Raw genomic sequence first — 15471 nt, 5'->3', positions numbered from 1 at the left:
CAATGGCCGAGATCGTTCTGGACCAGGTGACCAAGAAGTACCCTGACGGTTCGCTGGCCGTCAGCGACGTGGACATCACCATCGCCGACGGTGAGTTCATCATCCTGGTCGGTCCCTCCGGATGCGGAAAGTCCACGACTCTCAACATGATCGCGGGCCTGGAGGACATCTCTTCGGGCGAACTGCGTATCGCAGGGGAGCGGGTGAACGAGAAGGCGCCGAAGGACCGTGACATCGCGATGGTGTTCCAGTCGTATGCGCTGTATCCCCACATGACGGTGCGCGACAACATCGCGTTCCCGCTGACCCTTGCGAAGATGTCGAAGCAGGAGATCACGTCCAAGGTCGACGAGGCCGCCAGGATCCTCGATCTGGGGCAATACCTCGATCGCAAGCCGGCGAACCTGTCGGGTGGCCAGCGGCAGCGTGTCGCCATGGGTCGTGCGATCGTCCGTTCGCCGAAGGCGTTCCTGATGGACGAGCCGCTGTCGAACCTTGACGCGAAACTACGCGTGCAGACCCGCACCGAGATCGCCCAACTCCAACAGCGACTCGGGACCACCACCGTCTACGTCACACACGATCAGACCGAGGCCATGACGCTCGGCGACCGGGTCGTGGTGCTGCGGTCGGGACTCGTGCAGCAGATCGGTTCACCGGCTGAGCTGTACAACAAGCCGTCGAATCTGTTCGTCGCCGGTTTCATCGGATCGCCTGCGATGAACTTTCTGCCGGGACGCTTGACCCAGAACGGGATAGAGACCGCGCTCGGCGAGGTCACGCCACCCGACATGGGCCGGGTGATCGACAACGCCAAATCGGTGCGGAGCAACGGCGAAGTGCTGATCGGTATCCGCCCCGAGCATTTCGAAGATGCGAGTCTCGTCGAGACCTTGACGAAGTCGAGGGGAGCGACCTTCACGGCGAAGGTCAGCGTTCTCGAGTCGATGGGGTCGGACAACTACGCGTACTTCTCGGTAGAAGGTGGCGATGCGTCCGCACAGGCGCTCGCCGACATCGCCGCGGACGCGGGTCAGCCGATGGGCAGCGGACAATTGATCGCCCGGCTGTCGCCGGAGTCCACGGTGTCCAAGGGCCAGAATGCCGAATTGTTCTATGACACCTCGAAGGTCTCGGTTTTCGATCAGCAGAGTGGTGCCAACCTGAGTCTCTGAGCAACCCCATTGCCGTCCGTTGACCGGTGAGGCCCCGGTCGACGGACGGTACGGCCGGGTCGAGGTGGTCGATTCAGGGAAGTTTGCCGCGGCGCCGTGAGCGGATCCGGAGTTCGTCGATGATGTCCTCGTCCCAGATGTGCCTGCGCACCATCCGGTAGCGTTCGCACGCCAGCCAGATGTACAGCTCTGCATCGCTGGTGATCTCCGGCAGGATGTCCGCTCGCCGCGCCATGCGCACGACCGGCAGGAACTCCTCCCCGAACCAGCGGCGCGCCACCTCCGCCCGACCCATGAACGTGCCGGTCTCCTGGCCGAGCCGGAAACCCCAGGCTTCGACGTTCTCGGCGAGTTCGGCGTAGTCGAAAGGATCGTCGAACCAGATCGCCTCTCGCTGTTTGCCTTCCAGTGGAACCCGGGAGGCGAACAGGCGCCGGTGATCCTTCATGATCAGGTCGGAACGCGCGTTGATCCCTTCCGGCGAGATCCGGGTGTGGATCTCGGTGACGTAGGCGTCGATCTTGCCGAACCGACGGGCGATGGCAATGGACACCCGGTGGTGACCGTCGATCACGAAGTGCATCGTCCCGATCCGGTACAGCTGTACGGGCGGTACCGATTCGCCGCGCCGTTGCGCGGTGGCCAGCCGCTGCCAGCGTTCCCTGATCCGGGCCGATGTCGGCCGGAAGTAGCGATCGAAGTCCCGGGTGCGGTCGACGCTGCCGACGATCGAGGACACGTCCACGACCACGAGACCGAGGAAGGTTTCGCCGGTCTTTCCCAGGGCCGCAACCACTTCGTCGAAGGGCAACACGGTGTTGACGTCGGCGGGCTGCCGGGTCAGCCAGGCGGAGAGCCGGGCCAGTTCAGCACGTCGGCGCTGCCTGCTGAAATCGTTCTCGGCGTCCGCGCCGGGAAATCCCGTATCACGCGCCATGGCGTCTCCGGTGCACCTCGACCCCGGACCCACCCGGCTCGATGTCGAACAGGCAGTAACCGACGGTGTTGATCGACATTGTGCTGCGTCGCAGGGTCTGTCCGGGGATTCGTTTCTTCAGCAGGATCGTGTGATCCATCGGAGTCTGGCCATGCGGATGAATGTGCCCGTGTAGCAACACCTGTGGGCGCAGACGATAGATCAGTGGCAGGAAGCACTTGAAGCCGCGGTGGGGCCCGTCCTCGGCATCGCCGATGCCGCGAGCCGGACTGTGGGTGAGCAGGATGTCCACCGCTCCCTGTCCGGGCATCACCCGATGTCGGAAGCGGCGAAGCGCGAGCCGGTTCGCCCGCTGCCGCTGAGCCGCCTCGCGATACTGATTCGGCCCGTCGTTGTATCTGATACACCCACCGAGCCCGGCCACCCGCACACCGGCCACGGTGACGATGCGGCCGTCGGCGTTCACCGCTCCCTCTGGGCCCGGATACTTCACCGGCAGTCCTGCCTGTGTCCACCCGCTGCGGGTGCGCTTGTACCCGGTGAGGTCGCGGTCGTGGTTGCCCGGCACGAAGACGCAGGGCACCCCGAACCGCGCCATCAGTTTTTCGAGGTAGTCGAAGGGGAGATCGCCTGCGCCGATGATGAGATCAGGGGCGAGCTCGTCGGCCGCCCCGTGATTGAGGCTGTCGACGACTTCGTCCGATACCGAGAGCACACGCACCATCACCACGACCCTAGCGTGCGAGTGCGGCCCAGGGCCCGTCTCGGTGAGATGGTGGTGTTTTACTGGGGTGAGGATGAGTGAGTCAGAATCGTCGGTGATCGACCAGGTGACGGCGCACCTGATGAGAGCTTTCGAAGGCATCGAACCCCAGCGGGCGTCGGTGACCTTCCTGGGTCTGGAATCCATTGACGTGCTGCGATTTACCGGCGGCTTCGACCCCACGAGTCCTGATCAGGAGGAGGTCGAGTACGTCTCACTCGGCTGTAGCCGACACCCCATGGGCGAGCCCGATCAGATCGTTGTCGATCCGAACGCCGGGCCCAGGGGAGAGATCGTCATCCGAATGTATGCGTCGGCGCCGTTGCCCGGTCTGCATCGGTCGGTCGCCATGCTCGCGGCGGCGCCTGCCGTCGAGGGGCTCGTGCTGACCGCAGACGCGCTGATCGACCTCGGAGAACCGCTGTGGGAGGGGTCGAGGTGCAGCGCCGTCGTAGTGGAGGTCGACCCGATCCCGCCGTGTGTGCTGTCCGGCGACCGTGAGGACGTCACGTTCTTCCGGGCTGTCCCGGTGACCGCCAACGAGGCGGCGTGGGTACGGCTGAAGGGCGTGGACGCGCTGCGCGCTGCGTGGATCGAGGCGGGTATCGACGTTCGCGATCCGGTTCGGGCAGGTGCGAGCATCGGTTAGAGCCAGTGATTCTTCCGAAAGGTCCGCCACAGCAGGACGCAGACCGTGACGAGGATCAGCAGCACTGCGTAGTAGCCATACTTCCACTGCAGTTCCGGGATGTTCTCGAAGTTCATCCCGTAGATCCCGGCAACCATCGTGGGAACGGACGCGATCGCCACCCACGCCGAGATCTTGCGCATGTCGGTGTTCTGCTGGATACCGACCTTGGCCAGCGCGGCGTCGATGAGTGAGGTCAGCACCTCGTCGTAGGTGGCGATACGTTCGTTGACACTGCTGTGGTGGTCTTGCACGTCGCGGAAGTACCGGCGCACCTCTTTCGGGACCAATTTGTTGTCCGACGAGGTCATCCTGCGCAGCGCGAGGTCGAGCGGATCCACCGCGCGCCGAAGCTCCATCACCTCGCGTTTGAGCAGATACACCGGTTCGATCTCGATGCGCCGCCCCGGCGAAAATATGTTCTCCTCGACGGCGTCGACGTCGTGTTCGATGCTGGAGGTGACCTCCACGTAGGTGTCGACAACATGGTCGGCGACGGCGTGCATCACCGAACTGGGTCCGAGGGCGAGTTGCTCGGGGCGGGCCTCGAGATGCTTTCGGACGCCTGCGAGCCCGGTGTGGTCGCCATGGCGGACCGTGATCACGAAATCAGGACCGCACATCACCATGATCTCGCCCGTCTCGACGACCTCGTTGGCCACCTGAAGCGTCTCGTGCTCAAGATATTTCACAGTCTTGAGCACCAGGAACAGAATGTCGTCGTACTGTTCGAGCTTGGGGCGCTGATGGGCCTGCACCGCATCTTCGACAACGAGTTCGTGGAGGCCGAAAGCCTCTGCGACGCCTTCCATCTGACGGTTGTCCGGCGAGAGCAGGCCGACCCAGACATATCCGGTGCCCGACGACCGGACCTCCGAGAGCGCGTGAGAAAAAGTACGCAAACCGGGCAGTCGTCTGCCCTCGACGTAGACGGCGCAGTCGACAACGGCTCGCGATGCCGGAACCGGCACTCGGGCAGTCGGTTTCGGGCTCGCCGAGCTGCTGCGAAGATGTGGCCGCGAGGGCATGGCAGCCTCCTTGTGCGAGAACGGTCGGCCGGGTGCTCGATCCACTGGGGATGCTACGCCCGGATCGTCGGCCCCACCGCCGACGGGCAGTCCAGATGCCGATCAGCAGTCGCGGAGGATGAAAGACTGAACCCCATGGGGTTCGACACCACGCTCTATCTCACCATGTTGATCACGCTGGCGGTCATCATGGATCCGCCCGGTCAGGTGCCACTGTTCCTGTCGCTGGTCGGCCACCGGCCGCCCGCTGTACGCAACCGGGCCGCCTGGCAGGCGCCTGCGGTGAGCTTTCTGGTCATCACCGTCTTCGCGATCGCAGGCAACGCCATCCTCAACTACCTGCACATCGGGATCCCGGCCCTGCAGGGTGCCGGAGGTCTGCTGCTCCTGCTGGTGGCCCTTCAGTTGCTCACCGGGCTCGGAAACGCGGGTAATCCGCAGTCCGTTTCCGACGACGTCAACGTCGCACTCGTGCCACTCGGGACGCCGCTCCTCGCGGGACCGGGTGCGATCGCTGCCGTGATCGTCAACGTGGGCCAGGCGGACGGGGCCACCAGCGCTTACCTGGCGATCGGTGCCGCGATCGTGAGCATCCACATCATCTTGGTGCTCGTACTGCGCTTCTCGACGGTCCTGATCAAGATCCTCGGTATCGGTGGTATCACCCTGATGGCCAAGATCGCCGGCCTGCTGCTCGCAGCGATCGCCGTGCAGCTGATCGCCGACTCGATCAAGGGGTTCATCGCTGCAGGTTGAGCATCGATCGAACAGGCGAACACAACCCGGGGTCGCGGTTTCCTCACGATCGGCAGGTAATGCCCTGAGAGCTTTTCGAGTTGAAGTAGCGTAATCGCCGTGACTGACGTGAGCGGCGTTCAAACGCCCGTACCCGAAGCAGATGCCAGGGCGATCACCCGTGAGGAGATCTTCGCCGGACATGAGGGTGGGAAGTTGTCGGTGGGCATCACTGCCCCTCTCGACACCAAACGCGCTCTCTCGATCGCCTACACGCCGGGAGTGGCAGAGGTCTCGCGCGCCATCGCCGAACAGCCCGAACTGGCGCGCCGCTACACCTGGACGAGCCGGTTGGTCGTGGTCGTCAGCGATGGCAGCGCGGTGCTCGGGCTCGGCGACATCGGACCGAGCGCTTCGCTTCCGGTGATGGAGGGCAAGTCGGCGCTGTTCAAGAACTTCGCCGGTCTCGACTCGATCCCACTCGTGCTGAGCACCAACGATCCTGATGAGATCGTCGAAACTCTTGTCCGGCTTCGACATTCCTTCGGGGCGGTGAACCTCGAGGACATCTCGGCGCCGCGGTGTTTCGAGATCGAGAAGCGGGTCATCGAAGCGCTCGACTGCCCGGTGATGCACGACGATCAGCACGGTACCGCGATCGTGGTGCTGGCAGCGCTCAAGGCGGCCACCAAACTTCAGGATCGGCCGCGCAGCGAGCTCAAGGTCGTGGTCTCAGGTTGCGGCGCCGCGGGCGTGGCCTGCACGAACATCCTGCTGGCCGACGGCATCTCTGACGTGACCGTCATCGACAGCAAAGGCATCGTCCACGCCGGCCGCGACAACCTCAATGGCGTGAAGGAGGAGGTCGCGGGCCGTACCAATCCCGACGGCCGCACGGGATCGTTGTCGGACGCGCTCGTCGGCGCTGACGTGTTCGTCGGCGTCAGCGCGGGGAAGGTCCCGGAAGAGGCATTGGCGACGATGAACTCGGGCGCCATCATCTTTGCCCTGTCCAATCCGGATCCTGAAGTTCATCCGGATGTCGCCGCCAAGTACGCGGCGATCGTCGCGACCGGGCGCAGCGACTTCCCGAACCAGATCAACAATGTGCTGGCATTCCCGGGAGTGTTCCGGGGTGCGCTCGATGCCGGTGCCCGCCGGATCACCGAGGAGATGAAACTGGCGGCCGCAGACGCGATCGTCGACGTTCTCGGAGACGACCTCGCAGCGGACATGATCGTGCCGAGCCCGCTCGACCCCCGGGTCGCGCCGGCAGTCGCCGCCGCAGTCGCACGGGTGGCCGGCCAGGGGTGATTGCGGCATTGCGAGGCAGGCGCGGCATCCTGCCCGCGTTGACGCTGGTAGGTGCCTTGCTGGTGGCGGGGTGCGCCGACCCGGGACCGACCCCGCAGGCGTTGGTGACCGGTTCGACTGCGGACACCCCGAGCCGGGTCGCCGCTGTCATCTACGCCGGTGCGCTGCGAGGTGCAGGGGCTGTGGTGTCAGCGGAACATCCGGTGGGAACCGATGCGGAGCTGCTGGACGAACTCGACGACAGGTCACTTGATCTGATGCCTGCCTGGTCTGGTGAACTGCTCGGGCAACTCGATCCGGGTACCACCGCGCTGTCGTCGGAAGACGTCTACGCCCAGCTCAATCAGGCATTGCCGCAGGGTGTTTCGGCGGGTGATGTCACCAGTGTGGCCAACAAGCCGCTGGTGTTCGTCGCCGAATCGCTCGCCACCTCCGCCGGCGTCGATGAACTCACCGAGTGTGCACGCCTGCCCGCAGGCCTGCCGCTGGTGACGATCGACGAACCGGACCCGGACATCGCGGCTGCATTGAGTGCGGCGGGGTGCGGTTTCGCGCCGCCGAACCAGTTGGATGCGCAGGCGGCCGTTGCCGAGGTCGCGGCGGGCCGGGCCGCCGGCCTGTTCCCACCCCTTCCGGTGGTCGCAGACGATTCGGGTCTGCAAGGCCTGGCGGATACGGGCGACGTGCTGCGCGCCGAAGACCTGGTGCCGGTCTTCCGGACCGCATCCCTGAGCCGGGTGTTGTTCCAGGCGATGAACAAGGTGGCCGGAGAACTGACCACCGCCGACCTCACCACGATGTCTCGTGAGGTCGACGGTGGAGCAGACATCTCGACGGTCGCGCAGCGCTGGCTAGGTGAGCACAGCCTCTGACGTACGGAGGTGAGCACTCAAGAACTCGCCGAGCTCCTCGACGGCCGCATCAGCCGCCGGCATCAGTGGCGCGGCCACATGTCCGACGTGCCACAGACGGCCCAGGTCGCTGAGCTTCGACTCGACACCGGCGGCCCGCAGCTTACCCGCGAACTCGGTGACCTGATCGAAGAGGATTTCGGGCCTGCCGATCTGGACCAGGGTCGGTGGGAGTCCTGTGAGGTCTCCGCGGCCCGGTGCATACCGCGGATCGTCAGGATCGCCATCGCCCAGGTACATGTCTGCGGCCTGGCTCGACCACGCGCCGTTGACCACGATGTCGGTGGCCCCATTGCCGGTGTCGTCGTCGGATTGCCTGACGGCGGGGTCGACCCAGGGGGAGATCAGTCCCAGGGCAGCCGGTGTGATCCCGTGCTCGTCGATCAGCACCCGGGCGGTGGCGACCGAGAGCCCGCCACCGGCCGAGTCTCCCGCGATCGCGATGGATTCCGGGGCGTATCCGCGGCTCATCAGGTCGCGGAAGGCTGCCACGGCATCGTTGACCGCCGCCGGGCAGGGATGTTCCGGTGCCAGTCGGTAGTCGAGAACGTAGACCTCGGCTTGGGCGGCCCGCGCCAGGGTGGTGGTCAGCCCGCGATGAGATCTCGCCGAACCGACGGTGTAAGCGCCACCATGCAGGTACAGGATCGCGCGGCCGTGGTGGGTGGGACCGACCGTGATCCTCTCGGTCGCCCTCCCCGCGAGGGTGAGCTGACGGATCACCTGATCGGGGAGCGCAGGAATTGCGAAGGCACTCGCGTCGAGCAGCTTTCGCTGGATCGCCGGGGACAACCGGGCGTTCAGTGAGAGCCTGAACAACGGCTTGAAGAGCACCTCGCTGACCGGGATGGACAGTGCCGGGCGGGGTGCTCTCACAGGAGTTCCGACGGATGCTGGATGACGGTTTCCGGCTTCGGGGCGAGGCGCCCGGCGAACTTGGAGATGACGACCTCGTACATGGAACCGCCTGCGCGGACCAGCAGATCGATGACCTTCGCGTCCGCGCCGACCAGTACTCGGGGGCGGTTCTTCTCGATGGCCGAGATGATGATCTCCGCGGCGCGTGCCGACGTCGTCCGGGCCAGCTTCTTGTCGAAGAGTTCTGCGGTGGTCCGCTGATCATGTCCATCGGAGACGGTCGCGTTGCGGGCGATCGCGGTCTTGATGCCACCGGGGTGCACACACGTCACCTGGACGGGATGACCGGCGATCTTCATCTCCTGGTACAGCGACTCGGTGAAACCGCGCACCGCGAACTTGGCTGCGTTGTAAGCACTTTGGCCGGGCATGGCCAGGATGCCGAACAACGATGAGGTGTTCACGACATGGCCGTCGCCCGAGGCGATGAGATACGGCAGGAACGCCTTGGTGCCGTTGACGACGCCCCAGTAGTCGATGTCCATCACACGCTCGTACTGCTTGAACTCGGTGATCTCGACTTCGCCGTGGTGTGCGATGCCCGCGTTGTTGATCACCAGGTTGACCTTGCCGAAATGTTCGGCGACGGTGTCTGCGTACTCGAGGACCGCTTCGCGTTCGGCGACATTGAGCAGCTGTGCATGAACCTGCGCCCCCTGGGCTTTGAGGAGACGCTCGGTTTCCTCCAGGCCCGCGGGGTTCACGTCGCTGATCGCGACGAGAGCGCCCTTACCGGCGAGTTGGAGCGCGAGGTCGCGACCCATGCCCGATCCGGCTCCGGTCACCACTGCTACCTTGCCCGTGAAGTTCTTCATGAGGTCACCGTTTCTTTCGCTGCAGGGATCGTGCCGGCCGTGGGGTTCAGAGACCGCGCACTGGCTGTGTCGTAGGCGGCAAGGTCGAACTTACGGGTGATGCGGCGGTAGTTGAAGGTGAATCCGGGCCACAGGGTGGTGATGTTGCCGAATGCGTCCTTGTACCAACTGGCGCAACCGCCGGTCTCCCACACACTCGACTTGAGGTTGTCCTGGATGCCGACGTTGTAGTCGCGCTGGACGTCTGGGCGGACCTCGACCCGCGCGATGTCGTACTGCCGCTGCAGTCTGAAGTAGTCGACGAGATAGTTCAGCTGCGACTCGATCATGTAGACCATCGAGGTGTGGCCGAGACCGGTCGACGGTCCGACCATCAGGAACATGTTGGGGAAACCGTTGACGGTGGTGCCTTTGTAGGCCTGCATCCCGGTGCTCGCCCAGACCTCGGCGAGGCTGCGACCGTCCTTGCCGATGATGTGCTCGAACACGGGGGAGTCGGTCACGTGGAATCCGGTGGCGACCACGATCGCGTCGACTTCGCGGGCGACACCGTCGGCGGTGACGATCCCGGTGGCGGTGACCTCCTTGATGGGGTCGGTGACCAATTCGACGTTGTCCTGGTTCAGCGCAGGATAGTACGTGTTGGACAGCAGGATTCGCTTGCAGCCGACCTTCCAGTTCGGGGTGACCGCGGCGCGTAGCTTCTTGTCGGAGATGCCGCGGGCGATGTTGCGCCTGCCGGCGATCTTGCCTGCGGCGAGCATGTTCGGGGCATGGGTGAGACCGAAGGAGACGAGCTCATGGGCCGCGTAGATGGTCGCCCGGGTGGCTCGCTGGTATCCGGGGATGTTCTTGAATGCCCAGTTCTCACCGGACGAGTACGGCCGGTCCGCACGCGGCAGGATCCACGGTGCGGTCCGTTGGTAGACGTCGAGCTGTCCCACTGTCTTGGCGAGCTCGGGAATGATCTGGACGGCCGAGGCGCCGGTGCCGATCACGGCGACCCGCTTGCCTTTCAGGTCGTAGTCGGAGTTCCAGCGGGCGGAGTGGAAGATCTCGCCGGTGAAGCCCTCGATGCCCTTCACGTCCGGCAGCTTCGGTTCACAGAGTGGGCCGACGCCGGCGACCATGAAGTCTGCACGGAACTGACCGTTCGACGTGTCGATGATCCACTGCCCGGATTCCTCGTCCCAGGCGGTGTTGGTGACCTCGGTGTTCCACTTCGTCTTCGACCCCAGGTCGTACTTGTCCGCGACGTGGTTGATGTACCGGTGGATCTCCGGCTGCTGCGAGAACGACCGGCTCCACGACGGGTTCAGGGCGAACGAGTACGAGTACAGGTGCGAGGGGACATCGCAGGCTGCGCCGGGGTAGGTGTTGTCGCGCCAGGTGCCGCCGAAGTCGCTCCCGCGATCGAGGATCACGAAGTCGTCGAAGCCGTTTTGCTGCAGCTTGATGGCTGCGCCCAGTCCGGAGAAGCCCGCGCCGATGATGGCGATCTTTACAACGTTCATGGGTAAGAACATACCGCCTATTGACGAGCTGTCAATAGTGCGCCGCGTGGTTCTCGGTCGCTTATTGACAGCTAGTCAGTATGATCAGGTCTTGTGACGACCGCACGACGAACCAGGATGAGCCCCGAGGCCAGGCGAGACCAGCTGATCAGCCATGGTCTGCGGATGCTCGACGACCGCGCGCTCGATGAGGTGTCGGTCGAAGAAGTGGCCGAGGCGGCCGGGGTGTCGCGCGCGCTGCTCTTCCACTATTTCGAGTCCAAACAGGACTTCCTGGTGGCACTGACGACAGAGCAGAGCCGGCGGATGCTGGCACGCACCGAACCCGATCTCACCCTGGGTGACCCCATCGCCATCGCCAGGGGTTCACTCGCGGCGTACATCGACTACGTATCGGCGAATCGCTCGGCCTACCTTGCGATCCTGCAGGGTGCGGGGGCGTCGGACCCCGCGATGCGCAAGGTCGCCGACGACACGCGCACGGTGATGGCGGAGCGGGTGCTCGGCCTCGCCGAACTCCTGGATCTGAACCGGACACCACTGATCGAACTCGCAGTGCACGGATGGGTGACGTTCAGCGAACAGGTGACCGTGCGCTGGCTACAGGACGAGGGGGGCGTCAGCCGCGACGAGATCGTCGAACTGATCGCCCGATCGCTGCCGGTGCTCGCAACGCTGGCAGCGGACCCCACCCTCCGATGATGGGCCCTTTTGGCGCACCCCACCTGGGGTTTTCTTCGCCAAAAGGACCCATGATCGGGGTCTGAGATCAGCCGAACGCGGTGTCGATGATCTCCTGCTGCTCGACGGCGTGGACCTTCGAGGAGCCGGACGACGGTGCGGACATCGCACGACGCGACACCCGACGCAGGCCCTGGAAGAACTCCGGCAGCATTTCCGGAAGGTTCAGGCCGAAGAACGGCCACGCCCCCTGGTTCGCCGGCTCTTCCTGAACCCAGAAGATCTCTTCCATGTTCGTGTACTGCACGAGCGCATTGCGAAGGCGCTTGTGCGGCACCGGGTAGAGCTGCTCGACCCGGACGATCGCGACGTCGTCGCGTTTGTCCTTCTCCTTGCGCGCAGCCAGCTCGTAGTACAACTTGCCGGACACGAGCAGGACGCGACGCACCTTCTCGCGGTCGCCGCCGGAATCGAATGCGGGGTCGTCGATGACCGACTTGAACTTACCTTCGGTGAATTCGGACACCGGGGACACCGCAGCCTTGTTGCGCAGCATGGACTTCGGTGTGAAGACCACGAGCGGACGGCTGATCCCATCGAGGACGTGACGACGAAGCAGGTGGAAATAGCTCGCCGGTGTCGACGGCAGTGCGACGGTCATCGAACCCTCCGCGCACAGCAGCAGGAATCGCTCGATGCGACCTGAGGTGTGGTCGGGACCCTGACCTTCATGGCCGTGGGGGAGCAGCAGCACCACGTCGGAGGTCTGACCCCACTTGGCCTCACCCGACGAGATGAACTCGTCGATGATCGACTGCGCGCCATTGACGAAGTCACCGAACTGGGCTTCCCACAGCACGAGGGCGTCGGGGTCGCCGACGGAGTAACCGTATTCGAAGCCGACGACGGCGTACTCGCTCAGCGCCGAGTCGTACGCGAGGAACCGGCCGGGGTTGTCCGGGTTGGTCTCTGCGACGGTCCTCAGGGGGGTGTACTCGTCGCCGTTCTCGCGGTCGATGAGCACCGAATGACGCTGGGTGAACGTGCCGCGGCGCGAGTCCTGGCCGGACAAGCGCACGGTGCGCCCCTCTTCGACGAGTGACCCGAAGGCCAGGAGCTCGCCGAATGCCCAGTCCACGTTGCCGTTCCGGGACATCTCGTAACGCTTCTTGAGCACCGGCTTGACCCGCTGGTGGACGGTGAAGCCATCGGGGACGTTGACGAATGCGTCGCCGATCCGCTCCATCGTCTCCTTCGAGATCTTGGTCTCGAGTTTGACCGGGAGAACCTGATCCGACTCGACCGAGGGGCTCGGGGCGGCCTGGTACTTTTCCAGCTCGCGGACCTCGTTGAAGACCCGTTCGAGCTGACCCTGGTAGTCGCGGAGAGCGTCCTCGGCCTCCTTGGTCGAGATGTCACCACGACCGATCAGGGCCTCGGTGTAGCTCTTGCGGACGCTGCGCTTGGTGTCGATCACGTCGTACATCGCCGGCTGCGTCATCGACGGGTCGTCGCCTTCGTTGTGTCCGCGACGGCGGTAGCAGACGAGGTCGATGACGACGTCCTTGTTGAACTTCTGGCGGTAGTCGACGGCCAGCTTGGCGGCCCAGACGCAGGCCTCGGGGTCGTCGCCGTTGACGTGGAAGATCGGGGCGCCGATCATCTTGGCCACATCGGTGCAGTACTCGGACGAGCGAGACGCCTCGGGTGCGGTGGTGAAGCCGACCTGGTTGTTGACGACGATGTGCACGGTGCCGCCGGTCCGGTAACCGCGCAGCATGGCGAGGTTGAGGGTTTCGGCAACCACGCCCTGACCTGCGAATGCGGCGTCGCCGTGCAGCATCAGGGGCAGCACCGTGAAGGCTCCGTCACCGAGGTCGCGCAGGTCCTGTTTGGCGCGCACGAGCCCTTCGAGTACCGGGTCGACCGCCTCGAGATGCGAGGGGTTCGCGGTCAGGGAGACGTTGATCTCGTTGTCCCCGAACATCTGGTAGTACTTGCCCTCGGCGCCGAGGTGGTACTTGACGTCGCCGGATCCGTGCGCCTGCGACGGGTTCAGATTGCCCTCGAACTCGGTGAAGATCTTGGAGTACGGCTTGCCGACGATGTTCGCCAGCACGTTGAGGCGGCCGCGGTGCGGCATCCCGATGACGACCTCGTCGAGTCCGTACTCGGCGCTCTGGTCGATGACGCCGTCCATCATCGGGATGACGGCCTCGGCGCCCTCGAGCGAGAAGCGCTTCTGGCCGACGTATTTGGTCTGCAAGAACGTCTCGAAGGCCTCGGCGGCATTGAGTTTGGACAGAATGTACTTCTGTTCGGCCACCGGAGGCTTGACGTGCTTGATCTCGACGCGTTCCTGCAACCACTGCTGCTGCTCCGGCTCGAGGATGTGGGTGTACTCGACACCCACATGCCGGCAGTAGGAATCCCGCAGGATCGACAGGACGTCGCGCAACTTCATCTTGTTCTCGCCGTGGAAACCACCGACGTTGAAGCTGCGATCGAGATCCCACAGCGTCAGGTCGTAGGTGAGCACGTCGAGATCGGGGTGTGCCGAGCGGGCGTCGGAATCGATCATCAGCGGATCGATGTCCGCCATCAGATGACCTCGATTGCGATATGCCGCAATCAGTTCCAGAACGCGCGCATTCTTGTCGACGGCACCTTCGGGGATGTCGCGGCGCCAGCGGATCGGCTCGTACGGGATGTGCAGGGTGGTGAAGATCTCATCGAAGAACTCATCCGACAGCAAGAGCTGGTGAATGGTCCGCAGGAAGTCGCCGGACTCGGCGCCCTGGATGATGCGGTGATCGTAGGTCGAGGTGAGCGTCATCAGCTTGCCGACGGCGAGCGCGGCGATCTGCTCGTCGGAGGCGCCCTGGAACTCCGCCGGGTACTCCATCGCACCGGCGCCGACGATGGTGCCCTGCCCCTTCATCAGGCGCGGTACCGAGTGGACGGTCCCGATGGTTCCGGGGTTGGTGAGCGAGATGGTCACGCCCGCGAAGTCGTCGCCGGTGAGCTTGCCCTCGCGTGCCCGTCGGACGATGTCCTCATAGGCCGCGTGGAACTGCGCGAAGTTCATGGTCTCGGTGCGCTTGATCGCCGCGACGACGAGGGTGCGAGACCCGTCCTTGCCGGGCAGGTCGATCGCGAGTCCGAGGTTGGTGTGGGCGGGCTGGACGACGTTCGGCTTGCCGTCGACCTCGGCGAAGTGCCGGTTCATGCCGGGGAACGACTTGATCGCCTGGACGATCGCGAACCCGAGGATGTGTGTGAAGGAGACCTTGCCGCCGCGGGTACGCGCGAGGTGGTTGTTGATGACCACGCGGTTGTCGATCATCAGTTTCGCGGGCACCGCACGCACACTGGTCGCGGTGGGGATCTGCAGCGAGGCCGCCATGTTCTTGGCGATCGCGGCGGCTGGTCCACGCAACACCTTGTTCGTGGCCTCGTCGGTGGTCTCTGCCGGAGCCGCCTTCGCAGGCGCCGACTTCTTCGCGTCTTTACGCGGGGCGTCGGTCGTCGGGCGCACAGCCTTCTTGGGCGCGGCCTTGGCGGCGTCGTTCGGCGGGCTCTTCTTCTCGGGTGCAGGCGTGGTCTGGGCCGTCGTCTGCGCCGATGCGTCCCGGCTGGTGTCCGACTGCCCGGCGGCGGCCTTGCTTGCCGGGGTTGCGTCGACGGCCGGTTTCGGTGCCGAGGCACCATTGCCGGACGACGCGGCCGCGGCCTTCTTCTCGCTCTTCCCCTCGGACCCGCCGTCGGCGGAGTCCTTGCTGCCCGAGCCGGTACTTCCAGGGCTGTCGTCCCCGGATCCGTTACCTTCCGAGGCATAGTTTTTGAGGAAGTCATGCCAACTCGGATCCACCGAGCTCGGATCTTTTTGGAAGCGCTGGTACATTTCCTCAACCAGCCACTCGTTCTGCCCGAAGTCTGAAATCGAACTGCTGCTCACGGCAGTATCTCGCCTCAATTCCTTTACTGGTCTG

The 15471-nt window shown here is 64.6% G+C and carries 13 protein-coding genes; 6 read left to right on the top strand and 7 right to left on the bottom strand.

The features are described from left to right. The first annotated feature begins 2 nt into the window (after positions 1-2). Positions 3-1175, top strand: a complete 1173-nt coding sequence (ugpC, locus tag BH683_RS04840) for a sn-glycerol-3-phosphate ABC transporter ATP-binding protein UgpC (RefSeq protein WP_084835140.1) — start codon at positions 3-5, stop codon at positions 1173-1175. A 73-nt stretch (positions 1176-1248) separates the two neighbouring features. On the opposite strand, the gene BH683_RS04835 is transcribed toward ugpC, so the two are convergent. Continuing rightward, positions 1249-2112, bottom strand: a complete 864-nt coding sequence (locus BH683_RS04835) for a chromosome partitioning protein ParB (RefSeq protein ID WP_084835139.1) — start codon at positions 2110-2112, stop codon at positions 1249-1251. Further along, on the bottom strand, positions 2102-2836 hold the full coding sequence (locus tag BH683_RS04830) for a metallophosphoesterase (protein ID WP_084835168.1): 735 nt from the start codon (positions 2834-2836) through the stop codon (positions 2102-2104). The genes BH683_RS04835 and BH683_RS04830 overlap by 11 nt, the downstream gene beginning before the upstream one ends. A 73-nt stretch (positions 2837-2909) precedes the next feature. Between BH683_RS04830 and BH683_RS04825 the strand changes: the two genes are divergently transcribed. After that, positions 2910-3524 carry a suppressor of fused domain protein gene (locus BH683_RS04825; protein WP_084835138.1) on the top strand — a complete coding sequence of 205 codons (615 nt, stop codon included), beginning with the start codon at positions 2910-2912 and terminating at the stop codon, positions 3522-3524. Here the strand turns inward: BH683_RS04825 and corA are convergent. Next, positions 3521-4591 carry a magnesium/cobalt transporter CorA gene (corA, locus tag BH683_RS04820; protein ID WP_084835167.1) on the bottom strand — a complete coding sequence of 357 codons (1071 nt, stop codon included), beginning with the start codon at positions 4589-4591 and terminating at the stop codon, positions 3521-3523. The genes BH683_RS04825 and corA overlap by 4 nt on opposite strands. A gap of 135 nt (positions 4592-4726) precedes the next feature. On the opposite strand from corA, the gene BH683_RS04815 reads away from it, so the two are divergent. From BH683_RS04815 to BH683_RS04805, 3 genes are all read left to right on the top strand, one after another. After that, positions 4727-5347 carry a MarC family protein gene (locus BH683_RS04815; RefSeq protein WP_084835137.1) on the top strand — a complete coding sequence of 207 codons (621 nt, stop codon included), beginning with the start codon at positions 4727-4729 and terminating at the stop codon, positions 5345-5347. Positions 5348-5446: 99 nt separating this feature from the next. Then, positions 5447-6640: an NADP-dependent malic enzyme gene (locus tag BH683_RS04810; RefSeq protein WP_084835136.1), complete on the top strand. Its 1194-nt coding sequence runs from the start codon at positions 5447-5449 to the stop codon at positions 6638-6640. Then, the gene (locus BH683_RS04805) at positions 6637-7512 is read left to right on the top strand and encodes a glycine betaine ABC transporter substrate-binding protein (RefSeq protein ID WP_084835135.1); all 876 of its coding nucleotides are present in this window, start codon (positions 6637-6639) and stop codon (positions 7510-7512) included. Before BH683_RS04810 ends, BH683_RS04805 begins: the two co-directional genes overlap by 4 nt. Here BH683_RS04805 and BH683_RS04800 read toward each other — a convergent pair. Genes BH683_RS04800 through BH683_RS04790 form a run of 3 tightly spaced genes read right to left on the bottom strand, consistent with a single transcriptional unit; the run spans position 7492 to position 10798 of the window. Further along, positions 7492-8427, bottom strand: a complete 936-nt coding sequence (locus tag BH683_RS04800) for an alpha/beta hydrolase (RefSeq protein WP_084835134.1) — start codon at positions 8425-8427, stop codon at positions 7492-7494. The genes BH683_RS04805 and BH683_RS04800 overlap by 21 nt on opposite strands. Next, entirely contained in the window at positions 8424-9284 is an 861-nt protein-coding gene (locus tag BH683_RS04795; protein ID WP_084835133.1) for an SDR family NAD(P)-dependent oxidoreductase, read from the bottom strand. Before BH683_RS04795 ends, BH683_RS04800 begins: the two co-directional genes overlap by 4 nt. Beyond that, positions 9281-10798 carry an NAD(P)/FAD-dependent oxidoreductase gene (locus BH683_RS04790; protein WP_084835132.1) on the bottom strand — a complete coding sequence of 506 codons (1518 nt, stop codon included), beginning with the start codon at positions 10796-10798 and terminating at the stop codon, positions 9281-9283. Before BH683_RS04790 ends, BH683_RS04795 begins: the two co-directional genes overlap by 4 nt. 93 nt (positions 10799-10891) lie before the next feature. On the opposite strand from BH683_RS04790, the gene BH683_RS04785 reads away from it, so the two are divergent. Next, entirely contained in the window at positions 10892-11500 is a 609-nt protein-coding gene (locus BH683_RS04785; RefSeq protein WP_246833189.1) for a TetR/AcrR family transcriptional regulator, read from the top strand. Positions 11501-11567: 67 nt separating this feature from the next. Here the strand turns inward: BH683_RS04785 and BH683_RS04780 are convergent, their stop codons facing one another. Beyond that, positions 11568-15437 carry a multifunctional oxoglutarate decarboxylase/oxoglutarate dehydrogenase thiamine pyrophosphate-binding subunit/dihydrolipoyllysine-residue succinyltransferase subunit gene (locus tag BH683_RS04780; protein ID WP_084835130.1) on the bottom strand — a complete coding sequence of 1290 codons (3870 nt, stop codon included), beginning with the start codon at positions 15435-15437 and terminating at the stop codon, positions 11568-11570. Positions 15438-15471 lie beyond the last annotated feature (34 nt).

Origin of the sequence: Williamsia sp. 1138 (genome assembly GCF_002095435.2) — a bacterium.
In the GTDB taxonomy this organism is placed as follows: Bacteria; Actinomycetota; Actinomycetes; order Mycobacteriales; family Mycobacteriaceae; genus Williamsia.
Note: the sequence above shows the minus strand (reverse complement) of the source record. Positions and strands in the feature narration are given on the sequence as shown.